This is a genomic window from Amycolatopsis sp. H20-H5, from assembly GCF_035828755.1.
Classification (GTDB): domain Bacteria; phylum Actinomycetota; class Actinomycetes; order Mycobacteriales; family Pseudonocardiaceae; genus Amycolatopsis.
Map to the genome: position 1 here is coordinate 1 of NZ_JAYMZS010000026.1, position 26,961 is coordinate 26,961.

At 66.1% G+C, this 26,961-nt stretch carries 23 protein-coding genes and 2 pseudogenes; 14 read left to right on the top strand and 11 right to left on the bottom strand.

Annotation, left to right across the window (positions count from 1 at the left end; all coding sequences use genetic code 11):
• Window positions 1-88 precede the first annotated feature (88 nt).
• Together QMK34_RS16910 and QMK34_RS16915 are read right to left on the bottom strand one after the other, a co-directional pair.
• Window positions 89-238: a hypothetical protein gene (locus QMK34_RS16910; protein WP_326414960.1), complete on the bottom strand. Its 150-nt coding sequence runs from the start codon at window positions 236-238 to the stop codon at window positions 89-91.
• 357 nt (window positions 239-595) lie between these two features.
• Complete coding sequence (locus QMK34_RS16915; protein WP_326414961.1) at window positions 596-1,204, bottom strand: TetR/AcrR family transcriptional regulator; 609 nt, start codon at window positions 1,202-1,204, stop codon at window positions 596-598.
• A 96-nt stretch (window positions 1,205-1,300) separates the two neighbouring features.
• Between QMK34_RS16915 and QMK34_RS16920 the strand changes: the two genes are divergently transcribed.
• The 4 genes from QMK34_RS16920 (at window position 1,301) to QMK34_RS16935 (ending at window position 3,331) form a co-directional block, all read left to right on the top strand.
• The gene (locus QMK34_RS16920; protein ID WP_326414962.1) at window positions 1,301-1,744 is read left to right on the top strand and encodes a VOC family protein; all 444 of its coding nucleotides are present in this window, start codon (window positions 1,301-1,303) and stop codon (window positions 1,742-1,744) included.
• Window positions 1,741-2,169 carry a GlcG/HbpS family heme-binding protein gene (locus tag QMK34_RS16925; protein WP_326414963.1) on the top strand — a complete coding sequence of 143 codons (429 nt, stop codon included), beginning with the start codon at window positions 1,741-1,743 and terminating at the stop codon, window positions 2,167-2,169. Before QMK34_RS16920 ends, QMK34_RS16925 begins: the two co-directional genes overlap by 4 nt.
• A gap of 88 nt (window positions 2,170-2,257) precedes the next feature.
• Window positions 2,258-3,103 (top strand): HpcH/HpaI aldolase family protein, encoded by an 846-nt coding sequence (locus QMK34_RS16930; RefSeq protein WP_326414964.1) that lies wholly within the window; start codon window positions 2,258-2,260, stop codon window positions 3,101-3,103.
• An 81-nt stretch (window positions 3,104-3,184) separates the two neighbouring features.
• On the top strand, window positions 3,185-3,331 hold the full coding sequence (locus tag QMK34_RS16935; RefSeq protein WP_326414965.1) for a hypothetical protein: 147 nt from the start codon (window positions 3,185-3,187) through the stop codon (window positions 3,329-3,331).
• A 10-nt stretch (window positions 3,332-3,341) separates the two neighbouring features.
• On the opposite strand, the pseudogene QMK34_RS47835 reads toward QMK34_RS16935, so the two are convergent.
• A pseudogene (locus QMK34_RS47835) lies at window positions 3,342-3,572 on the bottom strand (transposase); the annotation flags it as partial.
• Window positions 3,573-3,914: 342 nt separating this feature from the next.
• Between QMK34_RS47835 and QMK34_RS16940 the strand changes: the two are divergent.
• The 4 genes and pseudogenes from QMK34_RS16940 to QMK34_RS47840 form a co-directional block, all read left to right on the top strand.
• A complete protein-coding gene (locus QMK34_RS16940; RefSeq protein ID WP_326414966.1) occupies window positions 3,915-5,432 on the top strand; it encodes a carboxylesterase/lipase family protein in 1,518 nt (505 codons plus the stop codon).
• Window positions 5,433-5,451: 19 nt separating this feature from the next.
• Window positions 5,452-6,303, top strand: a complete 852-nt coding sequence (locus QMK34_RS16945) for an alpha/beta fold hydrolase (protein WP_326414967.1) — start codon at window positions 5,452-5,454, stop codon at window positions 6,301-6,303.
• Window positions 6,304-6,384: 81 nt separating this feature from the next.
• Complete coding sequence (locus tag QMK34_RS16950) at window positions 6,385-6,768, top strand: hypothetical protein (protein ID WP_326414968.1); 384 nt, start codon at window positions 6,385-6,387, stop codon at window positions 6,766-6,768.
• A gap of 357 nt (window positions 6,769-7,125) precedes the next feature.
• Window positions 7,126-7,242, top strand: a pseudogene (locus tag QMK34_RS47840) (BBE domain-containing protein); the annotation flags it as partial.
• A gap of 147 nt (window positions 7,243-7,389) precedes the next feature.
• Here the strand turns inward: QMK34_RS47840 and QMK34_RS16955 are convergent.
• Window positions 7,390-8,115 (bottom strand): FadR/GntR family transcriptional regulator, encoded by a 726-nt coding sequence (locus tag QMK34_RS16955; protein WP_326414969.1) that lies wholly within the window; start codon window positions 8,113-8,115, stop codon window positions 7,390-7,392.
• Window positions 8,116-9,142: 1,027 nt separating this feature from the next.
• Here QMK34_RS16955 and QMK34_RS16960 point away from each other — a divergent pair.
• Window positions 9,143-9,712 (top strand): cupin domain-containing protein, encoded by a 570-nt coding sequence (locus QMK34_RS16960; RefSeq protein WP_326414970.1) that lies wholly within the window; start codon window positions 9,143-9,145, stop codon window positions 9,710-9,712.
• Here QMK34_RS16960 and QMK34_RS16965 read toward each other — a convergent pair whose 3' ends face one another.
• Window positions 9,713-10,126: a hypothetical protein gene (locus QMK34_RS16965; protein WP_326414971.1), complete on the bottom strand. Its 414-nt coding sequence runs from the start codon at window positions 10,124-10,126 to the stop codon at window positions 9,713-9,715.
• Window positions 10,127-10,136: 10 nt separating this feature from the next.
• Between QMK34_RS16965 and QMK34_RS16970 the strand changes: the two genes are divergently transcribed.
• From QMK34_RS16970 to QMK34_RS16990, 5 genes are all read left to right on the top strand, one after another.
• Window positions 10,137-10,451, top strand: a complete 315-nt coding sequence (locus tag QMK34_RS16970; RefSeq protein WP_326414972.1) for a hypothetical protein — start codon at window positions 10,137-10,139, stop codon at window positions 10,449-10,451.
• A 396-nt stretch (window positions 10,452-10,847) separates the two neighbouring features.
• Window positions 10,848-10,973 (top strand): hypothetical protein, encoded by a 126-nt coding sequence (locus tag QMK34_RS16975; RefSeq protein ID WP_326414973.1) that lies wholly within the window; start codon window positions 10,848-10,850, stop codon window positions 10,971-10,973.
• 1,076 nt (window positions 10,974-12,049) lie between these two features.
• The gene (locus QMK34_RS16980; RefSeq protein WP_326414975.1) at window positions 12,050-12,511 is read left to right on the top strand and encodes a hypothetical protein; all 462 of its coding nucleotides are present in this window, start codon (window positions 12,050-12,052) and stop codon (window positions 12,509-12,511) included.
• A 5-nt stretch (window positions 12,512-12,516) separates the two neighbouring features.
• Window positions 12,517-15,147, top strand: a complete 2,631-nt coding sequence (locus QMK34_RS16985; RefSeq protein ID WP_326414976.1) for a M56 family metallopeptidase — start codon at window positions 12,517-12,519, stop codon at window positions 15,145-15,147.
• 86 nt (window positions 15,148-15,233) lie between these two features.
• Window positions 15,234-15,698: a hypothetical protein gene (locus QMK34_RS16990; RefSeq protein WP_326414977.1), complete on the top strand. Its 465-nt coding sequence runs from the start codon at window positions 15,234-15,236 to the stop codon at window positions 15,696-15,698.
• Here QMK34_RS16990 and QMK34_RS16995 read toward each other — a convergent pair.
• The 6 genes from QMK34_RS16995 to QMK34_RS17020 form a co-directional block, all read right to left on the bottom strand.
• Complete coding sequence (locus tag QMK34_RS16995; protein ID WP_326414978.1) at window positions 15,672-16,160, bottom strand: nuclear transport factor 2 family protein; 489 nt, start codon at window positions 16,158-16,160, stop codon at window positions 15,672-15,674. The two genes, QMK34_RS16990 and QMK34_RS16995, sit on opposite strands and share 27 nt — an antisense overlap.
• Before the next feature lie 124 nt (window positions 16,161-16,284).
• Window positions 16,285-17,118 carry a mycofactocin-coupled SDR family oxidoreductase gene (locus QMK34_RS17000; RefSeq protein WP_326414979.1) on the bottom strand — a complete coding sequence of 278 codons (834 nt, stop codon included), beginning with the start codon at window positions 17,116-17,118 and terminating at the stop codon, window positions 16,285-16,287.
• 74 nt (window positions 17,119-17,192) lie between these two features.
• A complete protein-coding gene (locus QMK34_RS17005; protein ID WP_326414980.1) occupies window positions 17,193-17,615 on the bottom strand; it encodes an allene oxide cyclase barrel-like domain-containing protein in 423 nt (140 codons plus the stop codon).
• Window positions 17,616-17,643: 28 nt separating this feature from the next.
• Window positions 17,644-18,003, bottom strand: a complete 360-nt coding sequence (locus QMK34_RS17010) for a nuclear transport factor 2 family protein (RefSeq protein WP_326414981.1) — start codon at window positions 18,001-18,003, stop codon at window positions 17,644-17,646.
• Window positions 18,004-18,041: 38 nt separating this feature from the next.
• Window positions 18,042-19,295, bottom strand: coding sequence for a cytochrome P450 family protein (locus tag QMK34_RS17015; protein ID WP_326414982.1), 1,254 nt, complete (start codon window positions 19,293-19,295; stop codon window positions 18,042-18,044).
• Between the two features lie 181 nt (window positions 19,296-19,476).
• On the bottom strand, window positions 19,477-26,961 hold a 7,485-nt coding region (locus tag QMK34_RS17020; RefSeq protein ID WP_442785160.1), incomplete at its 5' end, for a type I polyketide synthase.

A 26,961-nucleotide genomic window follows, 5' to 3' on the forward strand; every position in this document is an offset into this window, starting at 1 on the left:
GGCGAGGACGGTCCTTGCGCACTGGACCGGGCACTACATCTTCAACGTCGACATCACGTCGAACCTCCTTCGATGCATGCTGCTGTACTCATGCGACTTCGTGTCGCACGGCGATGTTGAGCCAGGAGCCGTGTTTGCGGGTGTGGTGGATCTCGAGCCGCTGGGCCAGGGCGTGGGCCTTGGCCGGTTGGAAGGCCTCGTAGAGCGATCCGATCGAATGGGTGTTGAGGTTGTCCATGACCAGGACCACTGTCTCGGCGTCGGGATAGTCACAGGTCAGGAGCTGGTCGCCTGGTGGGCCCAGTCGATGCGGGTCCGCTGGGATTGGGCGATCACACGGCGTCGTCCGGCCAGCGGCTCGACCCACACGAAGATCGAACAGGTCCCCTCACGCACATATTCGGAGTCCTCGTTGAGGTCATAGCCCGGGACAGCCGGGATCGGGTCAACCCCATGCCTGTACTGGCGACCACGAGCTCCTTGATGAGTTGCGAAAAGGTAACGGCGGCTGACGCTGGTCGCGCTCGTCCCGTCCTTGGTGGCGGAGAGCGTGGCGGCCTCAGTGCAGGACTCGACGACAAGCGACCGACGTTGCTCAGTTGCCGCCGAGCCCGGCGCCGAGGGCGCCGATGCCGCGAGTGAGTTCTGAGAGCGCGACGTCGGCTCCGAGGTGGTGGCAGACGAGCAGGCCGTGCATGAGTGCGAACACTACGGCCGCCGCGGCATCGGAGTCCGCGTCCGCAGGCAGATGACCGTCTGTTTTCCAGCGTGCGGTCAGCGTGGCCAGCAGTTCGCGTGTGTCGTGGTAGAGGGCGCGGGTCCGCGCGGCCAGCAGTGGCCGGCGTACGGCTTCGGCCCAGGTCTGCAGGGCGAGCCGGGTCAGGTCGTAGTCGGGATGCTGGGTGCGGCCGTGCAACTCGGACACGATGATCGCGAGAGTCTGTCCAGGGCTCGGGGCGGGTTGCTCGTCGAGGAGGCGGACGAAGATGTCACGCACCAGTGCGAGGGCTTCGTCGGCCGACGCGTCGATGAGGTCGTCCTTGCTGCGGAAGTAGCGGTACACCGCGCTTGAGGACATCCCTGTCGCGGCGATGACGTCGTCCATGGACGTGGCGTGGAAGCCGTTGCGGGAAAAGCAGCCCCAGGCGCTGGTGAGGATGTGCTGACGTCGGTCGGCGCGGGTCTTGTCGCTGAGTCTGGGCACCACTTCAGCCTAAAGGGAAACGAACGGTTGCACTAGACGAAGCAGCTCGCTACCATTACCATCAAAGCGAACCGATCGTTTGCGTTTGGAGCTACAGTGACGACACCGACGTTGTCCGGCGTACACCACGTCACATTCCTGGTCTCCGATCTGGAGGCCGCCATCGCCTGGTATGAAACGGTGCTCGGCGCGCAGCGCCTACCCCGGCTCGACCATCACGACGAACACGGCAACTGCTTCGCGGTGCTATTCCTTCTCCCCGGCGTGGACACACCCGTCCAGGTCCGCCGCGCAGCAGAGGTCACCACCGCCACCGCCGGCACTGATGCGGTCATCTTCAGCGTCCCGGACCGTGCCAGCCTTAACAGGTGGGCCGCACATTTCGACACCCACGGCGTCGAACACTCCCCCGTCATGACAGCCCGCGCGGGGTTCTCCATGACCGTCACCGTGCCCGGCGGCGCGACCCTGCGCTTCTACACCGAACTCGGCAGCGACTTCAACGCCGTCACGATCACCGATACAGCGGTGCCCGAGTGATCACCTACACCCAGGGCGCCACGGTCGTCGAGCACGCGCTGGCCCACGCGCGGAAGAACGAGTTCCCGCCGATGACCGTCGCCGTCCTCGACACCGCTGGCCAGTTGGTGGCGTTCGGCCGGGGAGACCACTCCGGCCTGCTGCGTGAACGCATCGCCCGCGGCAAAGCCCATGGCGCGCTGAACATGGGCGTCGGCAGCCGCAGCCTCGCCGGCCGTGCCGCATCGCACCCCGAGTTCATCAATTCCCTCGTCGCGCTCGCCGAGGGCAACCTCGTTCCCGTCCCGGGCGGCGTCCTGATCCGCACCGCCGACGGGAACCTTCTCGGCGCGGTCGGTGTCAGTGGTCACCTGCCCGACCAGGACGAGGACTGCGCTCTGCGGGGGATCGCCGCGACCGGACTGCAGGCCGACCCCGGCGCCTGAAACACACCCCGGGCACCGCCACATCTCCCGAGTGCTCCTGGTAGCGGCACACAGCACCGGGAACCCCCGCAGGAAAGGACCCAGTTGGATGGCACGAAATCGTCTGCTGAGCATGCTCGACGAGCATGTCGTCCCCATCGGGATGCAATGCTTCACCGGAAACCACACCCTCATCGAGGTCCTCGGCGCCACCGGGTTCGACTACGTCTGGCTCGACAGCGAACACAGCGCGCTGAACCCACGAGCCCTCGACGACACGATGCGCACCTGCGAGAACGCAGGCCTCGTCGCCCTGGTGCGCATCCCGGAGCCCTCCGATGGCACGTCCGCCCGACGTGCTCTCGAGGCCGGAGCCCAGGGAATCGTCGTGCCCATGGTGCGCTCCGCCGCCGACGTGCAGGGCATTGTCGATGCTCTCACCTTCCCGCCCCGAGGTACGCGCGGTTTGTGCCCCGCGCTGCGGGTTCCCGGCTACACCTTCACCGGGTTCAACGACTATATGTGCGAGAGCGACGACAACCTCCTCATCATTCCGATGATCGAGACCGTGGACGCGCTGGAGAACATCGACGAGATCTGCGCGCTCGAGCAGGTCACGATGCTGGTCTTCGCCTCCGGCGAACTCGCGTTCGCGATGGGCGAAGGGGCGACCATGCACAGCAGCACGAAAGTCCGGGACGCACAGCAGGTGGTGTACGCGGCAGCGAAGAGACACGGCGTCGCGGTGATCGGCGGCCCGATCCTCAACCCGTCCACGCACACCTGCTCCGCCGCGCTTGAGAGCGGGATCTCGATGCTCTGCATTGGCCTGGATGTCATGGCGTTCCGCCAGGTGTGTGAGACCACCGTCGCGGCCGCCAACGCCGCCGCCGAGGCCAGCGGCACCTACACCCGGCCACCCGCCCCGCCGAGTGCGTTCCCCCACGCCTACTGACCGCGGCCCACACACACAAAGAGAGATATCTCAGGCTGTTCAGAGTCAGGCCGCAGCAGCGAGTGGAGGTGGAAAGGCCTGGTGTTCGTCATCAAGACAGCCCGCCTGCAGGCAGCAGTGATGAAGCTGCCCGAGGAACTTGTTGAACAGGTGCCACTGGGCCTGATGGTTCAGTCCACGCCCGTGCGGCGAGCGTCGAAGTATCGCGTGGCACCGGACCGGCTTTAAGCGTGGCGAGCGCCCAGATCGACCTCACTGCGGCCAGGTGCCGATTCTTGACGTGCCGGTGTGAGACCACCGTCTTCTTGCCGCTGGCGCCGGTGATAGGCGCCGATCCTGCGTAAGCCTTCCACTCACCCGGGTCTGCGAAGCGGGCGTGGTCGTCCCCGATCTGGGCAAGCACCCGAGCGCCGGTCGGCAACCCAGACCGCCAGACTGATGACGATCTCGGCGTCTCGGTGCTGCTCAATGTGTGCGGCCTCCTCGATGCCGTCGGCGGCCGCGCAGACGGCTTCGAATTGGATCAACGGAGCCGAGCGACGGATACCTATCGCGTTCTCCACAGGCGGTGGCAGCCGTAACCGTTTCGACCGGAAGATGCCATACAGACGGTCGGCATCGTGGTCAACATCGCGGCGGTGCCGGGCCTTCGTCAACAGAGTCCGTAGCCGCGCACGAGTCAACTTCGTCGCGACCGGCTGCCAGAAGCAACCGGATGAAGGTCACTCCATCGAGTCGCCCCAACCCCTCAAATTCACCAAGTCACCTGGTGTATCTTGGAAGAGACACAGGCAACGACAAGGAGACTTCAGTGGACGTGATCGCGACAACGCGGAACGGGCAGCTTCGAGGAACCGTCCACGACGAGGTGACGACCTTTCTAGGGATTCCGTATGCCGCCCCGCCAGTCGGCTCGCTGCGCTGGAGGCCCCCGGCGCCTGCGGCACGCTGGGACGGCGTGCGTGATGCTACGCGGTTCGGCAACGCCGCCATCCAGACTGCCGACACTGGCATGGACCTTCGCGCTCAGCAGAGCGAGGACTGTCTGTACCTCAACATCTGGGCACCGGCGGAGACCGAGGAAGCATCGTTGCCGGTGATGTTCTGGATCCACGGCGGAGGCTTCCTCAACGGCTCATCATCCCTGGCGATCTGGACGGGCGAGCGGTTATGCCGCAACGGCGTGGTCGTCGTGTCGGTGAACTACCGGCTGGGCGCTTTCGGCTTTCTCAATCACCCGGAGCTGGGCGCGAATTTCGGTCTGCAGGACTGGGTAGCAGGGCTGGATTGGGTGCGAAACAACATTGCCGGCTTCGGCGGCGATCCGACCAATGTCACCATTTTCGGTCAGTCGGCCGGCGGGGCGGCGACACGCGCTCTGCTCTCGGCACCGGCGGCCCGAGGTCTGTTCCATAAAGCGGTCATCCAGAGCGCCGGGTACGAAGATTACGCGGTCGTCGAATCCCCATCGTTCCAGCGTTCACGCGCCGCGACCGGGCGGATGAGCGAACGCCTCGGCGTCGCCGACGCAGAAGCGTTGCGGCGAACACCGGCCGAAGCCGTCCGTGCTGCCTCGTTGGCCGAAGCCGGCATCAACCCGCCGCCCGGTCAGGTGCACACCCCCGCCAACCTGGTCTGGTACCCGGTGGCCGACGGCCAGATCATGACGGAGGACTTTTCGGGCTGGCCGCAGGATGTGCCGGTCCTGCTCGGCTTCACCCAGGACGAGGCGCGCATGTTCGTTCAGCCAGAGACGCTCTACGCCCATCCTGAGCTGCGGCCACAGGACGTCTACACCCCGCAAACCCTGGCCGCGATGGCAGACGCGCTGGCCGGCCCGAACGCCCCCCAGGTTCTCGAGTACGCCGCCAAGACCGGGAGCTCCCCCTACGAGGCGATCGCCGAGATCATCACCGCCGCAGTCTGGCACGAACCTGCGCTGGCCAGTCTGGAGCGCGTAGCCGCGCTGGACCGAACCGTCTTCGCCTACGACTTCGTTCGGGTGTCTCCCGGCGCCCGCACCACCGGGCTGCTGGCCAAGCACAGCGCCGAGATCGCCTACCTGTTCGGCAGCATGAACCCCCCAGAGGCCTACGACGGGACCGATGCGAAGGTGAGCGACGAGGTGCAGCACGCCTGGACCGAGTTCGCCCGCACGGGGGTTCCATCCTCAGTGGACGGCAGAACGTGGCCAATCTACCGTCCGCAGCAGCGGGAACTGGCCTACATCGGGGACCGCACCGAGTTCCGGGCGGCCGAGCCGAGCACACTCGCGGGTCTCATCGCAGACGCCCGGCGTCCACCCTCGGGCCAGCTGGACCGGCGGTGATGTTGCCATGCCGACATTCATGACCAACTCGTCCCGCCGGTTGTCCTACGAACTGATCGGGGAGGGCTCCCCGATCGTCCTGCTGCCCGGCGGACCAGGGCTTGACCCGCTCACATATTTCCAGGACATCAGGCTGCCGTCGTTCCAGCTGGTCGTGCTGTGCCCGCGCGGAACTGGCCAGTCCGACCCGCCCGAGGACCCTGATGGCTACCGGATCGCGGGCTACGTCGAGGACCTGGAACAACTTCGACAACACCTGAACATCGAGCGCCTACTGATCTACGGCAGCAGCCACGGGGCTTCTACCGCGCTGGCTTATGCGGCCCGCTTCCCCGATCACGTAGGCCGGCTCGTGGTGGCCAGTGGCCCCGCGCGCGTAGACGCTGACCTCGCCGCAGCCATATCCGAAGCACAGCAGAGGTTCGCAGCGCATGTTCCGGGCGGAGCCGACCGACTGCGCACCGCCGAGGCGGCAACGTCGGAATTGCGCACCGCGGCTACTGATCAGCAACGCCGCGCCGCGCTGCGTCGCCTGATGGACACCTACGTCGCCCACCTCGACGCACCACGGCAACGGTTCCTCGACCGGCTCTGCGCGGCACCGACCAACTTCGCCGCACCCCCGGTGATGGCCGCCGAGATGATGAGCGGCCTGGATCTGCTCCACGACGCCCACCGGATTACGGCTGCGGCCCTGGTGATCGGCGGCGAGTTCGACATCCGCGTCCCCGGCGCACACCTGCGCGACATCGCCGAAGCGATCCCCAACGCGCACTACGTCGAACTGGGTGGCGCTGGCCACCTCGTGCACCAGGAATGCCCCGAGTGGGAAGACCTGGTCGCAGGATTCTTCACCGGTCCAGGCGAGTGAGGGCGGCTCGCCCAGTTCACCGCCCACAGGGGCGGCCAACCCGCAGCGCGCCAACCACTCCCGGGAAAGGAAGCGACGACGATGTCCGCCATACCCAGCTATCCGCACGACATCTTCACCGACCAGGCACTGCTGAACCCGCACGAACACTACCGGGCGCTGCGCGAGCTTGGGCCGGTAGTGCGGCTCGATGCCCACCAGATGTATGTCCTCCCCCGTTACGCCCACGTTCGCGCCGCCCTCGGTGATGCCGCTGTGTTTTGCTCCGGACACGGTGTCGGCCTCAACGAGATGATCAACAAAGCCGGGCGCGGCACCACGCTGACGAGCGACGGAGAGCCTCAGCATCCAAACCATCATCGCCACCTGCCCCGACGGGACTTCGTTCGTCGCGGTGATGCCGACCTGGAGCGGCACCCTCGATCAAGGGCCGGCCGCCATCGAGCCGTTGGCCCACTTGGGTGACCCCACGTCCGCGCAGGTGGGCGCGTCGGCCTGGCACAGCCTGGTCGCAGGGGTGTCGGAATCCTTTTCCGCGGGACGCACGTCTGGATCCGCACGCGGAACGTGCCCGGCTTCTCACCTCGCGTTGTGCAACGCCTCGCCGAGGCCGGCTCGTCCTGGACATCCCCGCTCACCGCGCTCTCCATTCATCCGTTCCACCGAGCGGCGACCCGGGTGCCCGTCGCCGACAGCGCGTTCGGCGAACAGCGCCCCCACCAGATGATCGAGATCATCGCCATGTGGGAGGCTTCCGATCTGAAGACAGCCGGTCACGCCGAATGGGCCGACCAAGTCCATTCCTCGCTCGCGGCCGAGGCCATGCCCGGTGGCTACCCCAACCTGCTCAACGCCGACAATCGCCGACAGGTACACAACGCCTATGGCGTCAACGCAGATCGACTGCTCGCAATCAAGGCCCGGACCGACCCTTCCACGCTGTTCAACTCCACCCCGTTGCCACCTCGGCGGGCTAATCGCGACCGCATGACAAGTGCAGGGCGCGCCGTGCGGCGACAGAGCCCAGTGAGGCCGGGATGTCATCCCGATTGTCTGCGCGGCGAGTCGAGTCGCCAGCATTGCGTGTCAGCCGGTGTTGTGCCGAACCAGGCTCCGGCCGCGCTTCAAGTAAGTACGTATAGCAGCGTCCGCCTGCGTGGGGTTGCGGTCTTGCAGCGCCGCGGCGAGAGCGACACGTTCGGTCTTGAGTGGTCCGGCGATGCGTCGCCATGCCGAGGGGGACCGCTGGGCTGCGCGCTGAGCCAGTGCGATCTGATGTTCCAGCAGGTACGCCGCAATGGTGATCAGCAGCTTGTTGTGCGAACTAGCTACCAGCTTGGTCAAGAACCGTCGGAGTGCCGTCGCGAACTCGGTGTCGTCCATCGACGGGCGAAAACTCTCGGCTGCGTCACGCAACTCGGACAACTCCTCATCGGTTGCGCGGGCCACGGCGAGCTCGACCGCCTTCACATAGAACGCCTCAGACAGATCAATGATGCTGGGCAGGTCGATATTTTCCAGCTCCACGATCGCCCCCATTGCCAACCTGATCAGTTCCACCGGCTCGGCGGTCACGAAGGTGCCTGCGCCCTGGCGGGCCTCGACCAGGCTCATCGCACTCAGCGCTCGGGTGGCCTCACGGATCGTAGGCGCACTCACCTGATAACGGACGGCGAGTTCCTTCTCCGCAGGCAGGCGCGCACCTCTGACCAGCCGGCCCGAGAGGATCTGCGCACGCAGATCATGCAAAACGTGTTCCGCTGCTCCACTACGATCACGGAGATAGGGACCGTTCACCAAGAACTCCGCCATGCCTGCCCACCCCTTGCTGTCGCATCCGGCCACCCCGCCAGTTCCGCGTATCTCAATGATAGCCCTGGTCACCAGGACACCAGTCGGGTGCCGTCCCGCCGGCTGGCGCGCCAGAACACCGCACTCTCGCCGCTACGACTCAGCGGCGGGTGGCGCCGCCCCAAACGGGACAGGCGATGGCCAATAGCGCTTGCGGGGACGGGCTGACTGTTCGTCAGGCATCCGCGTCAAGGTGTCCTGAGCCCCCAGGCAGGGCGTGTCGACGGGGATGTCGGCGACGAGGCGGTGCCAGACGCTCAGCCCGTGCATGAATCGCGCATCCCGCGGTCGCGGTCTTTGGCGAATTGCTGTCGACGGCCTCGTGACCTCCGACCCGCCGCGGGTGAGCTCGCGCGCGGCCATCCTAAACGCAAACGATTACTTGCTTTTGAAGCGACCAGTGGATATGTGCAACTCAAGGAGAAATGATCGTTTCTCTTTGGAGGGATGAATGACTCACCCTCATTCGTCCGGATTGCAGGACGCAACGCTGCCGGACGGCGGGCGCGTGCCGGCGGCGATGTCCCCGCAGAGCCGGGGCATCCCGCTGCGACCGCGGCTGACAACGAAGGCCGTGGAAGCACCGAGCGGATCTGGCAATGGCAGATCGCACCGCGCCCGAGCGGAGGAAGGAGCACTTGGAGACAGTTGGTGCCGCCCACAGTGAGGTTGCTCAAGCGCCGCCGACTACGGGTTGCGCGCCTTCGGCGAGCATGCGATAGGCGAAGAGGCGAACCTGATGGGTGACCCAATCCTGAAACACCACTCGCGACGACTGAACGAAAGCCATCAAGGAGGACATGCGGACGTTCAGCCTCGACCTCGACGTCACGGGCTTTCACTATGCGCGCGAGACCACCGCGAGCACGTTCGACGTTACCGTCGCCCACACACTGTTGGCCCGACCCGCCATAGTTCCCCGCAGCTTCCCCGACCACTTTCTGGCATCCCAACCCGTAAACACCACCCATAACAGGAGAGGCATACCGTGCCCGACATCAAACGCTACGTCGTCGGCCCCAACCAATCCGGGCGTTCGGCTATTCTGGAGACTGAGCCCACCAACATCCAGGCGAAAGAGGGTTTCTACACCCGCGCTACGCTGTGGGCGACACACGAGATACCTGTCGACAACAGCATCGGCGGCGACCGCTCACTGACCGAAGACGTCGGCGCGCGCCGCGAACCACTTCCCGGCGGCATGCTGGTCAGGGCACTGGAACTATGGCCCGACATGGACCCCGAAGAACACCGCAGGAAATTTGCCGAACTTAACGCACAGGTCGAGCAAAAATACCTGCCCAGCGAGGCCGACGCCCAACGCCACCCGACAATGCATCGCACGGACACCCTGGACTGCATCACCGTGGTCCGCGGAGAAATCTACCTCATTACCGACACCGACGAGGTCCTGATGACGCCGGGGGACACCGTCATCATCCGCGGCGTCAATCACGGCTGGAAGAATCGCTCCGACAGCCCGTGCCTTCTGATCGGCACCATGCTCGACGCCATACCGGTTCACGCAGCAGCCGGACGTCCTCTGACGCCGAGATAATCACTGCGAGAGCAGGACATTTCGATCCGCCACACCCTGATGCTCCTCAAGGATGCCAGAAACCATTTTAATTGCAGACACAGGGAACACTTCGCCAAAAATGACGCCAGACAGGCATTGAGTGATGTCAACGAGCAGCTCGGATTCCTCGGGGTCCAGCACCGCCCGTCGAAACTCGCGCTCCGGCGCCCAGTCAATCGACTGCTGGAAGTACAGCACGGTAAGAAACTTTTCTTGATGTGCTCGAAATACTGTGTCTTCGCCATATTCGCGAACTTCGGGTATGTCGACAGCGAATGCCTCGGCCTCATTCGGTGGCTGGTTTGCGTACGAAACAGGTGCGTAGTACGTGGCGTTCCCGCGCCCATCAGAAGCATGCGCGATTGCTTCAGTGAGTCGCTCTAGATCGAACATCAAACTTCCGGTGCTGCGCGGTGCGCGGGCGACCATCCAGCGGGATCACCCGGTGTTGCTGGTGGAATCGGAAACCCGCATCCAGTCCATACCGGATCTGGTCGACCTGCTGGCCTGCTGGGACTACCGACCTTGGGTGCTGCCAGGCCGGGAATGGGTGCCGCTCGCCCACTTCGATCTGGCCGGACACCAGCACGGCAGCGGCCGGGCCGCGCAACGCGATCTGCTGGCCAGGGCGGCGTGGCCCTATCCCCGGTACGTCAATCTGGTGTTGTTCGTTCCTGGCCGGATCCGGCCAGGCGAGCACGCGGGACCCAGCACATAGTGAACGCCGTTCACACTCGGGCCGAGCGTTCCAGGCGTCGGCGAACACCTGGGAAATCTTCGATGGCAACGGGCATAAGGATGCCGCTGGAGTTCGCAACTCAGCCGCCGGGGCCACGTCAGAATACCGGTGCCGGAAACGCCGGTCACGTCCTGGTCTCGTTGTAGGTGGAAACGGCGTGACGTGCGCGACATGGGGTGGTGTCCCTTGTGGCCTGCGGGTTTGCACTGAGTTGGCGAAACGTGGGTCGCCACGAGGAACACCGCCCGCGCGGTCTGGCCTGGATGAGGCCCTGTTGATCTTGACCTCCTACCCCCGCCCTCGCGGGTATGTCCTCACGTCCAGGTGCACATCGCCCGACGCCATTGGACCAAAGCCAGGCCACCGGACGATGGGGTGAGCACACTGGTCGGCATGATGGACGAGGAGCTGCGCGCGCTGTCGAGCTTGCCTGGTGATCGGCGAGACGAGCGGGTCCAGGGTGAGCACTCGTTTGTCCGGTCCGGTGCGGGCGAGGGCTGAGAAGGCGTCCGGAAACTGATGTCATGTCGTCCAGTTTGGTGCCTAGGGCCGCGTCACTGACGGGGACTTTCACACGGTCTGTTCTGGTGAAGGGGACTTTTGCAAGGTTGAGTCGAGGGACAGTCCCCTTCAGTCGCCACCCCAGGCTTGCCGTATGCCCTGATGGGAGCCTTCACGGCGTCTAACGCCGTCATGGTGGCCTTCAGGGGCACGCATAAAACGGTCATGGCGGTACGAAACGAGCGAATGGGCAGACTTTCCGTCCTTTGTGGAGGGTAGGCGGCTTCGAAGGACAGGTGCTCGAGGCTTCGAGCGGCGGCTGCTACGACAGTTCTCAGACGCCTTCTGACATCGACCTGGAGTACGCCGAGCTGGAGTACGCCGAGCTGGCGTAGCGCCCGTTCGTGCAGGTGTGGCGAGAAATGGAGGCGGAAACGGACCGAAGCGAGCCGGATACGGAGCGCAGTCCATGATCCGCACGTAGTGAGCTACCTCGAACCTGTGTCCGACTCCGGGTATGACTCGGAGCTTAGGAAGCTGGGGTGCGCCGACCCGGTGTCGTCGATCGCCTGGACCGTGGGCGTGTTCGTGAACGGCTGGTCCACGCAGGGCGTGTGATTCGCTGACTGGTCGTCCGATCAGACTGTCCTCGACGTCAAGTTCGTTGAGGCGCCGACCAGGAATCCGGTTGTGCTGCCCTTGTTACTGCGGGGGATCCCCGACCAGGAGAAATCGAGTGCACTCCAGAAAAGCTCACGGCAGTATCTGATCATGGTTGCCGCATGGACGTCCGCCGACCTCCGAGTTAGCGATACCTAGCCTAATCCGCAGCTGATCTTGCCCGGCAGGCGCCCTCGGGCCCGTTGACCGGGCATAGTCCGGCCATGTTGCTCGTCTCCCTTGCCAAGTTGCCGTGCGGAACCTCCGTACCTCCCGTTGCAGGTCCGGCCGCAGGGCGTGTGAATCTCGCAGGATCCGATATTTCTCAGACAGGTGGGGAATGGCCTACACCCAACGGTCGAGTGACACCGGGGGGTGACAAGACAAGGATCGTTCTCCCGAGGTGAGGGAGTGCGATGAGCGACAGCCAGGTGTCCGACGAGTTCGTGGTGGAGTCCGCCCGGAAAGTGGTGGCGAGCCTCGCCCCGGAAGAGCTGCCGCTGTTCGATCCGGTCAGCCAGGCGTACCTGCGTGATCCGCGCAAGGTGCTCGGCGATCGCGGCAGGCCGGGTGCGGTGCTCGGTTCCGGGATCGACGTGACCATCGCGGTCCTGTCGCCGGTCGCGCTGGCGGTGGCGACGGCGGTTGGCCAGCAGTTGGTCGACAAGGCGAGCGGGGCCGTGGTCAAGGGCGGCACTAGACTGCTGGGCCGCTTGCGTGGCAAGAACAAGCCCGGCGAGAGGACGAGGATCACCCGCATCCAGCTCGACGAACTGCGCGAACTCGCCGTCGAGCGCGCCAGGGAACTCGGCCTGCCTGACGAGGAAGCTCGCAAAGTCGGCGACATCCTGCGCGCCAGTCTCGAACGCGGGCTCTGAACGCGATGGGTACAGCGACCCTTACGGAGGCCGAAAGACCTGGTGAGGACGGCGAGCAGGCGGTCCTCGTGCCGTCCGGCACCACACTGCGCTTCGGCACGCTCGTCACTGTGGCGATCGCCACCACGCTGTACGTCTTCGGCCGCTACGCTTCGGTCCTGCCCGTCGGCACCTTCACTGAGGACGCCCAGTGCCAGGTGCACGCCGATCTCTACCTGACCTCAACCACCGCGGTGGATCTCGACGAGACAAAGTGGACGGTCTACCGCGAGTGCATGTCCAGGCTCTTCCTTCCCCGGCTCGGTTGGCTGATCGGCGGACTGCTGTTGCTGCTGTTGGTCTCCGCGGCCGTCTACCGTGCAACGCCGGGCTGGCGGATTCGCCGGTCGAAACTGCGGCCGGTCGAGGACTACCCAGCGCTGGCACAGAAGCTGTCCGGGCCACTCGCCGAACTGGCCACCAAGGCTGGTCTGCGAGCGGCGCCCCGGTTCCTGCTGGATCCGGCGAGTATGCGGGCGGGCGGAGTGGCTTTCGGCCGTCGCAAGCACATGTACGTTTGCCTCGACATCGGGCTGGTGGCGCTGCTCGACCGCGACCGCGAGAGCTTCGACGCGATCGTTTTGCACGAGCTGGCCCACGTCCGCAACGGCGACGTCCTGACCACCTACGCGACGCTCGCGGTGTGGCGATCGTTCCTGTTCGTGGTGCTACTGCCCTACGTGCTGACCGTGCTCGATCCCCCGCTGCTGTCCACCGATCCCTTGCGGGTGCCCGATTTCGTAGCCAACCTCGGCAGTTCCGTGACCTGGAGTCTGTTCGTCCGGGTCGCCCTGCTGGTCGTGCTGGCCTATCTCGCCCGCACAGCGGTTCTGCGCTCCCGCGAGCGGTTCGCGGACGCGCTGGTCGCCCAGTGGACCGAAACCAGCGACCCCTACCAAGCGCTGACCCAGCGGCCGCGACACCGCCGGGTACTCCGCTGGATCACCATCCATCCCTCGCGTGCAGCCAGGGTCGCGGCGATGGAGGACCCGAAATCCCTGCTGCAACCGGGTTTCTGGGAGGTGCTCACCAACGGGCTGGTCATCCAGCTGGCCTGGTCACACCTGAGTCAGGGACTCGCCGACATCAGCTGGTTCCGGGAGGGCAACAACTCCTTCCTCATCCTGCGGGTGCTGTGGAGTGTCGCCGTGGGCGTGGTGGTGTGCGTGATCGCCTGGCGCGGCTCGGCCTATCTCCGGGCGGGTGGCACCGGACGCAGCGTGTTCACGTTGCCCGGCTTGGCTTTGGGGCTCGGACTGGTGCTCGGCCGCTACCTCGACGTCCAGCAGGCGGGCCAGCTGCGGCCGCAGCTCACTCTGCTGACCATCGCCGTGTCCGCGCTGTTCGTGGCGGTCGCCGTGCTCGTGTGCTGGTGGGCCGGCTACTGCTGGGGCCTGCTCCGCGACCGCGTCCGCAGCTGGCGCGCGGTTCCGGTGGCGGCGGCCGTCGTGGTGGTGTGCCTGAGCTGTCTCGGCTGGTGGCGGGACTCGCTGGTCGCGGATGTCATCTGGCAGGACCAGATCCGGCCCGCGGTGGACCTGCTGCACGGCTACGCCCGGACGTCCGGCTGGACCTGGCTGGATCCCGCTGTCCTCGACGCCTTCGTGGTCCCGTTCCTGCTGAACTTCGACCGCGGGCTGACCGCCCTCGCGCTGGCGTTGCTGTGGGTGGTTCCGCTCGCGCTCATGCCGGGCGCGGGACGCCGGATCCGACTGGCGCTGGTCTCGGGCCTGCTGGGGACCGCTGTCTGGGTGGTACTCGCTGTGGGCCTGCGGATGCTCGCAGGCGATCGGTCGACCGCGGCTTTTGCGTTGGTGCTGACCTCGTGGGAGCTGGCGACCGCCGTGCTGGTCCAAGCTGTGGTCACCTTCTTCGTCGCCCGCCGCGACAACTGGTTCGCCGGGCTGCTCGCGAGCTGGGTGATCGGGGTGCTCGCCTGCGCCGGGATCTGGTTGCTGCACCTGTCCGGCGGCCTGACGGACAGCGTGCCCGCCGCCCGTCCGCAGCAGGTGCTGCCCTTCGCCGGGACGGTGGCCGCCTTGATCGGCGGAGCCGCCGCACTTATTGTCCGCCGCCGCACGAAACCGGTCCACACTGCCCTTTCAGGACAATGGCTGCTGATCGGTGTTGTCGTCGTGATTTCCCTTGCTGTACAAGCATTGTCACCGCCCGCGCCGCAGTCCGCACCGCTGCTGCCGCCGCCCGCGACCACCGCCGTGGTTGACGAAAACGAGGCGGTCACCATCTGGACCTACGGCGGCGGCTGGGACAGGTTCACCGCCGTCGTCACGGCCAACAACGGCGTCTACACGGCATTCAAGACCGAGGACCTCGCCCAGGTGCTGACCGCCTGCGAAAAGCTCGCCGAGCACGTAGGGGCAGCGAGCGCGTTCCCGCCGCCGCCCTCGGTCACGGGCCGGAAGAGCTGGCCCGCGGCGATGACCGCGCTCACCACGGGCACCAGCAAGTGCGTCCGGCTCTACCGCGACCAGGAGGGCGACGTCACCGCAATGTTCACCGACCTGCGCGAGGGCCTCACCCAGCTCCAGACCACCCTGACCCTGCTGAACACCGCCCGCGCCCAATACACCGGTTAGTAGCGTTTCGCTGCTCAATTGTGGCAGGTGTTGCTGGGATGCTGTTGTCCTGCGAGTCTTTCCCCTGCCGGACGAGGACGGTTGTCGTGCCCTCACAGAAGAAGCGGCCGGTCACGCTGACCTCGCGGGATAGTGAACAGTTGATCCGGGTAACCACTACGGGTGTGAGCCCGGCGTCGGCGATCATGCGGGCGCGGGTGCTGCTCGCGCTGGACACCTCGGTCGGCGAGGTGGACCCGAAAGAGGTGATCGCGGCCCGGGTTGGGGTCTCGGGCGAGACGCCGCGGCTGGTCTCCAAGCGCTTCGCCGAGACCGGCGGTGACATCTGGACCACGATCAAGCCTAAACAGCGCGAGCTGGTGGCCGGGTTTGAGCTGCTCGGCCGCGTGCGACGCTTCGGCGTTCATCTGCTCTGGCAGGGCACTGTCTCCGCCTTCCGCGGCCGTGATTTCGACTGCCAGGTACAGCATGCCGTAGAGCGCACTGCCCGCAGGGAGTCTACGATCCGACACACCACGTCAGCGTCATGGCGTAGCTGTCCGATCTTCTGATTCAGTGTTGTCTGTCGGAAATTGGAAGTTGCCGACTTTCGGCTTCGTCAATGGGATCACTTTGCGACTGAAGAACTTCCACATCCCGTTCTCGTGAACGTATTGATCCTTGTAATATGCGGTAGCCCGAGAAGACCCGCCAGCCCGCACATCGCCCTGAGCGAAGACAGTGCAGGTACCGGAAGCCCTGGATTCAAAAATCTCGTTGATGACATGATTGGTCGTCAAATGGCAAAGATTCTCCATCTGTCCGTAAATATCAATCTCGAAGTGGCGCCGAATTTCGTCTTTCCCAGTGGCTTTTCCCAGCCCAAAGTCTTCTTCATCAAAAACCGGAGTTGTATCGCTCCACAGCTCCATTAGAAGATCGAGTTGGCGAGTATCGAGTCGATGAGCGTATTTGGCCGTCAGCTCAATAATTTCGAGACGATTGACTATCGATGAGAGTGTGTTCTCCGTCATGCTGAAACAGCCTCCGATAACTTGTTCGTGCACTGAAATACGTGACAGATCTGTGATTCTTTGGGATGCTTCGAGGCTTCGGCTGACACGGTACCTCCCACAGACGCACGTCAGTCGGATATTCCTATCGCAATTTGTTGGGAATCATCATTCCGGCGTCCACGGGAAGGGTGATCCCAGTAATGTGCCGTGCCTCATCTGATGCCAGATACAGCACCGCGTCGCTGATTCCTCGCGGGTCTATCCAGCCAATGGGTAACGCGCTCATTTCTTTCATTACATTGTCTGCATCCTCGGGCGTCGGATCGGAGACTTCGGGTAGGAAAAGTTTTCGCATCGTAGCATTGTTGACCATCGGCGTGTCGACATTTCCCGGATTTACTGAGTTCACACGTATGTTGTATGGTGCCAGCTCTACTGCCAGGGCACGCATCAACCCGACCACGCCATGCTTGGATGCGGTGTAGTGCGCCATGGTCGGCACGCCGATCAACCCTGATACAGAGCTGATAAAGACTATTGATCCACCTTCGTTCCGTTCGATCATGTGGGGAATCACCGCTTTAACAGTTTTCCACGATCCCGTTAGATTGACGTCGATCATTTCTTGCCAGGTCTCTTCAGCGAGTTCCCATGCGAACCCAAAGCTGGATATTCCAGCATTTGCGCATACGACGTCTATACGGCCGAACTCAGCTATCGCCTCATCGACTACGCTCTGCAATTCCTTGAGGTTGCGCGTATCCGCCTGGCGTGCGATGACCCGTTGGCCCAGCTGTTCGACCAGTTGCGTCGTTGAAGCAAGATCTTGACCGTCCGCTCCCGGATACGGTGCAGTTTCAAGGTCTGCGCACAAGTCGACGGCTACGATATCTGCCCCTTCTTGGGCGAGTCGCACCGCATGCGAACGTCCCATTCCACGCGCGGCTCCCGTGATCAGTGCGACTTTTCCGGCCATCCGACTCAATTCCAGACCTCCACGTCAGAAATCAGAACAAACCATACCTCCGCGTCAGGTTATCGCGGGATTATTCACTCAGCAGCCGCAAACATGATCAGTTTGACTTCGGCTCCTTCTTCCTTACCGAGATCGTAAGGACGCCAAGCCATGAAACCTGTTTGGCCGAGGTACCGGCCACTAACACCTACACTCGGATAATAAGCCCAGCCTCCGGACAGAAGGGATCCCAGATCGATCCAACCGGCAACCCGGATCGTTCCGGACCCGTCCTCGAACACGACTTCGTTGGTCAGATAAGCCATGAACTGCTTGTCGGATTCTCGCTGATAGAGAACCTTGTATCCGCCTGAGGTGGTGGCCACTTTTTCACCGGACTTGGTGAACAGGGCATGCTCGTAGCTACCACTCTGGCCGACCTGGATATTTTGAAGGTCGTCGATATCGGTGGTGGCGCTGATCGTTGTCTCGACCAGATCCTCGTAGCTGTTGATCACAACTTTGACCCTTTCTTGATTGAGCGTTTCAGACCTTGCGATAGACGTCTTTGAGAACAATTTTACCGTCGCTCAAGACGAAGAGGTCAACACCACGATTCATCACCTTTCCGTCATTGGTCTCCACGGTCCACCGAACCAGCCCCAGGTTCTCGCCGAGCATGATCGGCGATTCGAACTTCGCGTCGACCCCAGAGGCGATCATTGTTTCACGCGTGGCGTTCAAACTGTTCATCAGATCGCCGAGCTGATCTTTGGTGTGGACCGTCCCGAGTCCGTCTCCGTCGGACGTGATCCACTGCCCGTTATCGGCGAAACATTCGACGGCAGTCTCGACGTCGCCGGCACCCGAGCTCTTGAAGAACCGGTCGATCACTTCTGCAGACATAGATCCGCTCCATTCTCGTCGTGGAAGGTGTTCATGGGTCATGCGTGCAACCTCACCGGTAGCCGCTCCAAGCCACGGAACTGCAAGGTGTAACGCCAGCTCAGTCGATCCAGCGGCTCGGCCGCTTCCCAGCGCGGGAACTTGTCCAATAGCCGAGCCAGTACGATCTCACCCTCCAGTCGTGCCAGCGGCGCGCCGACACAATGATGGATACCATGACCAAAGGCCAGGTGCGTAGCAGCATTACGGCGTATGTCCAGCCGGTCCGGTTCCGCGAACCGATCAGGATCCCGATTCGCCGAGCACAGCGCCAGAAATACCACCTCACCGGCGGGGACAACAGTATCGCCGATCTCCACGGGTTCGGTGGTGTAGCGCAATGTAGAAAGGTTCAACGGACTTTCATAACGCAGAAACTCTTCCACCGCGTTCGGTATCAGGGTGGCATCCCCGCGCAACAGCGCCAGCTGTTCAGGATGCTTCAGCAGAGCGTACACCGAGCTGCTGATCAAGTTCGCGGTAGTCTCGTACCCCGCGTTCATCATCAGGAAGATGGTGGAAAGCAGCTCGGACTCGTCGAATCGCTCCTCGTTGTCCGGATTGATCATTGCGTTGATCAGGTCGTCCGCGGTGTCATGACTTCTCACCTTCTCGGCAATCAAGCTCCGAAAGTACTCCAGCGAGGCCATGTATGCCCGATACTTTTCCGACGGCGCCGAATCGACACTGGTCAGCGTGCGATTCCGCCGACGAAGATCGTGGTGGGCGGCACGAGGTACGCCGAGTAATTCGCCGATCACCGCAATGGGGATGGCCATCGCCACCGACTCGACCAGGTCGATCTCGGCTCCACTAGGGACCGAACCAAGCAGCTGATCGGCGATTTCCTCGATCCGCGTGCGCAGATCCTCTGTCCGGCGCATCGTGAATGCCCTGCTAAACATCCGGCGTAACCGCGAGTGCTGCGGCGGATCGCTGAACAGCATGCTCTCTGAGGTGATCGACTCGCCCGGGACGTCCACCGTACTGTGCTTGGCAATGATCGGTGCAGCACCCACAGCCGCTTTCGAGAGTCTGGGATCGGCCAGTAGTCGGCGCACATCGCTGTACTCGGTGACCAGCCACGCATGCAGGCCTGTGCTCAACGTCTTGATGACGAGCCGCCGAGGGCCCGTCCCGGCGCGCATCTCACGGTAGGTCAGGTACGGGTCCTGGATGAAATCCCAGCTCAATAGGTCGGCCTCGGCGAATGTCCCGGTGCCGGACGTGTCGGCCCCTGTGGAGTCAGTCATGGGAGGGGTATCCTTTGTCCTCAAGTGTCGAAGCGACGGAATCAACTGCTCTGGCAAGTCACGGTTGAACTACGCGAGTGCAGCCTGAAGCGTTGAGACCTCAACCGCGGGCGGCGGCCTTTGCGGGTGTCATCTTTCGGTGCTCCTGCGAAGTGTTGAGCCTGAGCGCACTGGTCTCGGTTCACTGGCTGGGACCGCCCAATTCTCGATTGATGAAGTCGAACAGTTCATTGTCGTCGGCGTTCGCGATGAGCTGGCTCTGCTCGGAATGGCCGTCCTGATCGGCGAGCGCGGCGGCCATCTTCTGGACTCGCCGCAGCACCTGGTTCTTGGCCGCCTCGTCGATGCGGTTGTCTGCCGTCACTGCCGAGAGCATCTCCTCCAGCCGCTCGAGCTCGGCCAGCGCGGACTCGGCCTGGTCTGCGTCCGCGCCGAACATCGCCGTCCGCAGGTAGTCACGCAGCGCCAGCAAGGTCGGGTGGTCATAGGTGAGCGTCGCCGGCAGCGTCAGCCCAGTCGCCGCGACGAGCCGGTTGCGCAGCTCGACCGCAGCGAGGGAGTCGAAACCCAGTTCAACGAACGCCTTGGTCGGCGACAGGGCCTCGGTTGAGCTGTGACCGAGCGCCTCGGCCACCTGCGCCCGCACCAACTCCAGCAGCACGGCGTCACGTTCGTCCCCGTCCAGCGCGCCCAGCCGCGCCCAAGACCGGGACCCTCCGTTCCGCTCGGCGAGCCGATCCACCGCGGCCACCGGGAACGCCGCCCGATACTCGGGCAGGTCACTGATCACCGCGCACTTGACGGTGCCTGCGGTCGCCTTGATAAATCGGGTCCAGTCGACGTGCGTCATGGCGATGTAGGTCTCGTCGTGGTCCAGTGCTCGCCGCAGTCCGGCCAGCGACTGGCCGGGATCCATCGGGTGCAGACCCCGGCGGCTCGCCCGGTCGGTCGCGCCGGTGTCGTCGGCCATGCCTCCGCCTGCCAGTAGGCCCCAGCCGATCGTCGTGGCCGGCAGACCGCGCGCCCGCCGGTGGTAGGCCAGGGCGTTGAGGAAGGCGTTCCCTGCCGCGTAGTGCGACTGTCCGGGCGAGCCGATGAGGCCGGCGGCCGAGGAGAACAACACGAAGGCCGAGAGGTCCAGGTCCTGAGTCAGCTCATGGAGGTTCCACGCTCCGTCCACCTTGGGCCGCAGCACGTTGTTCAGCCTGCCGAGAGTCAGCTCGGTGATGACGCCGTCGTTGGCCACCCCCGCGCTGTGGAACACGGCCGTCAACGGCAGGTCGTGGGGAAGATCCGCGAGCAAGGCCCGCACCTCGCCCCGATCGGCGACGTCGCAGGCGGCGATGGTCACCGCGGACCCCAGGGCGGTGAGATCGGCTTCGAGCTCGAGGGCACCCGGCGCTTCACGGCCCCGGCGGGAAATGAGCACCAGGTGAGGCGCGCCCTGCTCTGCCAGCCAGCGCGCGGTGCGGGCGCCCAGGCCGGTGAGTCCACCGGTGACCAACACGCTGCCCGACGGTCGCCAGTTCCGGCGCGGCGGCTCATCCGGGTCGGCGCGGACCAGCCGGCCGCCCAGAACGGCGCCGTCCCGCAGCGCTGCTTGCTCCCCGGTGCCGCCGTCACCCAGCAGGCGGATCAGCCCGGCCACCGAGGCGTCGTCGGGGGTGACCGGCAGGTCGACCAGACCGCCCCAGCGGTCGGGGCGTTCCAGTGCGAGGGTCCGTCCGAAACCCCATAGCAGGGCTTGGTCGGGATGGTCGAGGCCGTCGCCGGGGACGACGTTCACCGCGCCCTGGGTGAGACACCACAGGGGCGCGTCGATCTCGCGGTCCTCCAACGCCTGGACCAGGCTCACCGTGGCGGCCAGACCGACCGGCACGCCCGGGTGTCCCGGGACGCGGGACTGCTCCACCGCCAGCAACGAGACCACCCCGGCGAGCGGCGGTTCACCGAGTCGGGGCGCCAGCGCGGCTCGATCCAGCTGCTGTTCGCTGACCTCCAGGCCACGGACCTCGGCCCCGGCGGCGGTCATCGCCGCTTCGATCAGCGCGACCCAGACATCGTCGCGGTGGCCGACGGGCACCACCAGCAGCCAGGTGCCGGTGAGCGTGGCCTCGGGGCGGGTCGGCACGGGGCGCCAGCTCAATCGATACCGCCAGCTGTCCACCATTGTCTTCGCACGCTGGCCGACGCGCCACCGGGCCAGTGCGGGCAGCACGGCGCCGAGGCCGTCCCGTTCCTCGGTGCCGAGCTCGACGCTCAGCGCGTCGAGGTCGCCCTGTTCCACCAAACCCCAGAACCGGCTGTCCACCGCGTCCGGGCTGGCTGTTGTCGTGGCAGGCGTGTCCGGCCAGTAGCGCCGGTGTTGGAACGCGTAGGTCGGCAGCGGGGTCTGCCCCGTGCGGGCCGCGGGGAACAGGGCAGGCCAGCCGACCTCGACCCCGACGGCGAACAGGGTGCTCAGTCCGGCGAGCACGGATTCGGTCTCAGGACGGCCTCGCCGGAGGCTGGGCACGGCGACGACGTCCCCACCGGTCACGCATTCACGGACCAGGCCGGTCAGGGTCGCGTCCGGCCCCAGCTCCAGGAAGCGGGTCACCCCGCCGTCCTGGAGTCCGGAGACCATGTCGGCGAACCGCACCGCGTCCCGGACGTGCCGCACCCAGTACTCGGGGGTGGCCACCTCGCTGCTGGTCATCGGTATCCGCGGTGGCCGGAATTCCAGACCGTCGAGCGCGGCCCGGAATTCGCCGAGCATGGGGTCCATGAGCGGGGAGTGGAACGCGTGGCTGACGGCCAGCCGCTTCGTGCGGTATCCGGCGTCGGCGAGGCGTTGCCCGACATCGGTGACGGCGAGCTCGGCGCCGGAGATGACCACCGACTCCGGGGTGTTGACCGCGGCGATCGAGACGGACCCCGCCCCCCGCGCGAGCAGTCCGGACACCACGTCCTCGCCGGCGTTTACGGACATCATGATCCCGCCCGGCGCGAGCCCCTGCATGAGCCGAGCCCGCGAGGTCACCAACACGCAGGCGTCAGCCAGCGACAGCACGCCCGACACGTGGGCGGCGGTGATCTCGCCGACGGAATGGCCGGTGACGAAGTCGGGCCGGATGCCCCAGGACTCGAACAGCCGGAAGAGGGCCACTTCGATCGCGAACAGAGCGGGCTGGGCGAACTCCGTGGTGTTCAGCCGGGCATCGTCCTCATCGAAGATCATGTCCCGCAGCGATGGGTCCAGCGCCGCGCACACGTCGTCGAACGCGGCGGCGAAGACTGGGAAGTGGCGGTGGAGTTCGCGGCCCATCCCAGCTCGTTGTGACCCCTGGCCGGTGAATACGACGGCCAGGCCACCGCTGCCTGCCACGCCGGTGGCGTCCGCGCCAGGTGCGGCGGTGTCGTCGGCGAACGCCGCAAGGCGCTCGCGTAGTTGCTCGCGGTCGGCGGCGAGCACCACCGCCCGGTGATCATGAACCGCGCGGTCGGTCACCAGCGATCGCGCGACGTCGGCCAACGTCAGTTCAGGCTGATCGGTCAAGTGGGCGTGAAGGCGCGCCGCCTGGGCGCGCAGGGCCGCCGGCCCTCGGGCCGACAGCACCAACGGCTGCACCGGCCTGGTCTCGGAGCTCTCGTCCGGGGCCGGCGCCGTCGGCGTCGTGGGGAGGTCGCCGGGCGGTTGTTGCAGGATGATGTGTGCGTTGGTTCCGCTGAGGCTGAACGCTGATACGCCCGCCCGGCGCGGATGGCCCTGTTCGGGCCAGTCGCGGGCCTGGTCCAGCAATGCCACCCCACCGGAGGACCAATCGACCTCAGGTGACGGGGTCTCGGCGTGCAGGGTCCGGGGCAACAGGCCGTGCCGCATCGCCATGATCATTTTGATGGTTCCGGCGGCGCCAGCGGCGGCCTGCGAATGCCCGATGTTCGATTTGATCGAACCCAGCCACAGCGGGGTGTCGGACTCGCGGTCGCGTCCGTAGGTGGCCAACAGGGCCTGCGCCTCGATCGGATCGCCGAGCCGGGTCCCGGTGCCGTGTCCCTCCACCACGTCGACCTCGCGTGCCGACAGCCCGGCATTGGCCAGCGCGCCGCGGATGACCCGTTGCTGCGAGGGGCCGCTGGGCGCGGTGAGGCCGTTCGAAGCGCCGTCCTGGTTGACCGCCGAGCCGGCCAGTACAGCCAGCACGCGATGGTGGTTTCGGCGGGCGTCGGACAGTCGTTCCAGCACGAGCAGGCCCACGCCCTCGGCCCAACCGGTGCCGTCCGCTCCGGCGCCGAAGGCCCGGCACCGACCGTCCGGGGACAGGCCCCGCTGCCGCGCCATCTCCACGAACATGCCGGGGGTGGCCATCGTGGCGACACCGCCGGCCAGCGCCAGCGAGCACTCGCCCGAGCGCAGCGCCTGGGCCGCCAGGTGCATGGCCACGAGCGAGGACGAACACGCCGTATCGATGGAAAGGGACGGCCCCTCGAACCCGAACTCGTAGGACAGCCGCCCGGAGATGATGCTGGCCGCGTTGCCGGTCAGCACCCGGCCGCCGAAGTCACGGGAGTCCCGGGCCAGCAGGGCTGGGTAGTCGCTCCCGTTCGCACCCACGAACACCCCGATCGGGCCGCCGCGCAGGACGGAGGGGACGATGCCGGCGTTCTCGAACGATTCCCAGGCCGTCTCCAGCAACAACCGCTGTTGTGGGTCGATGGCGATGGCCTCGCGCGGCGAGATGCCGAAGAAGTCAGAGTCGAACTCGGCCAGGTGGTCGAGAAACCCGCCTCCCCGGGAGTACGTCGTGCCGACGTGGTCGGGATCCGGGTCGTAGAGGTCGGCCACCTCCCAGCCGCGGTCGACCGGGAAGCCGGTGATCGCGTCGCGGCCCTCGACCACCAGCCGCCACAGTTCGTCGGGCGAGTTCACCCCGCCCGGGTACCGACAGGCCATGCCGACGATCACGATCGGGTCGTCACCGATCGCGGTGATGCGCCGGACCGGAGTGGCTTCGGCGGTGTCGGCGGTGTCGTCTTCGTCCCCCACCAGCGCGGATCGGACGAACGCGGCCACCGTCTCGGGGGTGGGGTAGTCGAACACCAGCGTGGCCGGCAGCCGCAGCCCGGTGGCCGTGTTGAGCCGGTTGCGCAGCTCGACCGCGGTGAGCGAGTCGAACCCGACCTCGTGGAAGGCGCGGGTCATGTCGACCGAGGCGCCGCTCGGGTAGCCGAGCACGGCGGCGACCTGCTCGCGCACCAGTTCGCCGATGGCCTTGACCTGGTCGGCGACGGAGGAACTGGCCAGGCGCACCCTCTCCAGTCCCGCGACCGACGATCGCGCCGCGCGCCGGGCCGGACGCCGCACCAGGCCGCGCAGCAGCGCGGGCACCGTGCCGGCCGACCGCACCGCGGCCAGATCCAGGCGAGCGGCCATCACGTTCGGGCGAGCCAAGTCGGCCGCGGTGGCCAGCAATTCAAGGCCCTGGGCGGTCGCCATCGGCAGCATCCCGCCCCGCCCCATGCGAGCCACGTCGGTCTCGCTGAGGTTCTCGGTCATCCCGCTGTCCTCGCCCCACCAGCCCCAGCTGATCGAGACCGCGGGCAGGCCATGACGCTGCCGCTCGACGGCCAGCGCGTCGAGGAAGGCGTTGGCGGCGGCGTAGTTGGCCTGGCCAGGTGCACCGAAGGCCGCGGCGGAGGAGGAGAACAGCACGAACGCGGAGAGGTCCAGCTCCCGGGTCAGTTCGTGCAGATGCCACGCACCGTCGACCTTGGGGGCCAGTACCGCGTCGACCCGGTCGGTGGTCAGGGCGTCGAACACGCCGTCGTCCAGCACTCCGGCGCAGTGCACCACCGCGGTGAGCGGGAACTCGGGCTCCACCGAACGCACCATGGCCGCGACCTGCTCGCCGTCAGCGACATCGCAGGCGAGAACGCGTACCGCGGCGCCGAGTTCGGCCAGTTCGGCGGCGAGCCGGACGGTCCGGGGCGAGTTGGGGCCCTGTCGGGAGGTCAGCAGCAGATGTCGCACGTGGTGGTCGGTGACGAGGTATCGAGCCACGTGCCCCGCGAGCGCACCCGAGGCACCGGTGATCAGTACGGTTCCGGCCGACCACGAGGTGGCTTGCGCGGTGTCGGTGGTGCCCAGGCGCGCCAGCCGCGGGGCCCAGAGCGCACCGTCGCGCACCGAGACCTCCGGCTCACCCGATTCCACGGCCGCGTGCAGCGCCGTGGAGGTGGTCGCGTCGGCGCCACCCTCGACGAGGGTGATGCGGTCGGGGTTCTCCGACTGTGCCGAGCGCAGCAAGCCCCGCACTGCCGCGCCGGTCAGGCTTTCGGTCGTCATCACCACCAGCCGCGAGGACTCCCAGGCGGGATCGGCCAGCCATGTCTGCACCGAGCGCAGCACGCCGTTCACCGCCGCGTGCACGTCGGCGGTGACGGCGAGCCCCTCCCCCGGTACCGACACCGCCACGAGGGTCGGAACCTCGGCTCCCTCGTCCCGCCCGGACATCAGCTCGGCGAGCTTCAGCGGGCCGTCCAGCACGGTGGCCTCGGATCGGGGCGCGGTGTCGTCGACCCGGCCACACTCGACCCAACTGATCTCGAACAGCGAGTCGTCGCGGGAAGCGGCGGCGGCGCGGAGCTGGTCAGCGGACACCGAGCGGGAGGACAGCGCCGCCACACTGAAGACAGGAGCGCCGGTGTGGTCGAAAGCGTCCAGGGCGACCGTGTCGGTGGCCACCGGTCGGACCCGGATGCGCAGCGAGGTGGCGCCCGAACCGAACAGCCGCACTCCCGCCCAGGAGAACGGCACCAGACCCTCGGGAGTGTCGGAGGTGAGGGCCCGGAGCACCCCGCCGTGCAGACCGGCATCCAGCAACGCTGGATGTACGCCGAAGCGCTCGACGTCAGTTCCGCTCGGCAACTCCACCTCGGTGTAGAGCTCCGCATCGCGCCGCCAGCAGGCAGCCAGCCCCTGGAACGTCGGCCCGTAGTCGTGGCCCGCCCCGGCGAACAGGTCGTACACACCGGCGACGTCGACGACCTCGGCTCCCCGTGGCGGCCATTCGGTGAGCGGATCGGGGTTCGACACGCTCTCCGCGGCGGACACCGTTCCGATGGCGTGCCGTGTCCAGGGGGTGTCGGCGTCGCCGTCCGGGCGGGCGGAGATCGTCATCTTCCGGTGGCCCCCCTCGTCGGGGGCTTCCACCAGGATTTGCAGCGCGACCGCGCCCGCCGCGGCGATCAGCAGGGGAGCCTCGATCGTCAGCTCGTCCAGCAGGCCGCAGCCGACCTGCTCGGCGGCCCGCAGCGCCATGTCCACGAAGGCGGTGCCGGGTAGCAGGGCCTGCTCGAACAGCACGTGCTCCAGCAGCCACGGCTGGGTCCGCGGCGCCAGCCGGCCGGTCAGCAGCATGGCTTCCCCGCCGGCCACCTCCACACCGGCCAGCAGCAGTGGATGGTCGAGCGGATCGAGGCCGGCCGCGGCGAGATCGGGCGGCGGCTCGGGGGCGTCGAGCCAGTACCGCTGGTGCTGGAACGCGTACGTGGGAAGTGCGGTGTGTCGAGCTCCGGTGCCGTCGAACAGGGCCGGCCAGTCGACCTCCACTCCGGCGGCGAACAGCGTGCCGAGTGCGGTGAGCGCAGTGTCGGCTTCGTCGCGGTCCCGACGCAGGCTGGGGAC

Excerpts from the sequence above, each read along its gene's own strand:
- QMK34_RS16950 (WP_326414968.1), top strand. The coding sequence starts at position 6,385 with ATGTCCGCCATACCCAGCTATCCGCACGACATCTTCACCGACCAGGCA.
- QMK34_RS16910 (WP_326414960.1), bottom strand. The coding sequence starts at position 238 with ATGGACAACCTCAACACCCATTCGATCGGATCGCTCTACGAGGCCTTC.
- QMK34_RS16930 (WP_326414964.1), top strand. The coding sequence starts at position 2,258 with ATGGCACGAAATCGTCTGCTGAGCATGCTCGACGAGCATGTCGTCCCC.
- QMK34_RS17015 (WP_326414982.1), bottom strand. The coding sequence starts at position 19,295 with ATGACTGACTCCACAGGGGCCGACACGTCCGGCACCGGGACATTCGCC.
- QMK34_RS16965 (WP_326414971.1), bottom strand. The coding sequence starts at position 10,126 with ATGTTCGATCTAGAGCGACTCACTGAAGCAATCGCGCATGCTTCTGAT.
- QMK34_RS17000 (WP_326414979.1), bottom strand. The coding sequence starts at position 17,118 with ATGGCCGGAAAAGTCGCACTGATCACGGGAGCCGCGCGTGGAATGGGA.
- QMK34_RS16980 (WP_326414975.1), top strand. The coding sequence starts at position 12,050 with ATGAGCGACAGCCAGGTGTCCGACGAGTTCGTGGTGGAGTCCGCCCGG.
- QMK34_RS16955 (WP_326414969.1), bottom strand. The coding sequence starts at position 8,115 with ATGGCGGAGTTCTTGGTGAACGGTCCCTATCTCCGTGATCGTAGTGGA.
- QMK34_RS16985 (WP_326414976.1), top strand. The coding sequence starts at position 12,517 with ATGGGTACAGCGACCCTTACGGAGGCCGAAAGACCTGGTGAGGACGGC.
- QMK34_RS16945 (WP_326414967.1), top strand. The coding sequence starts at position 5,452 with ATGACCAACTCGTCCCGCCGGTTGTCCTACGAACTGATCGGGGAGGGC.
- QMK34_RS16995 (WP_326414978.1), bottom strand. The coding sequence starts at position 16,160 with ATGACGGAGAACACACTCTCATCGATAGTCAATCGTCTCGAAATTATT.
- QMK34_RS17010 (WP_326414981.1), bottom strand. The coding sequence starts at position 18,003 with ATGTCTGCAGAAGTGATCGACCGGTTCTTCAAGAGCTCGGGTGCCGGC.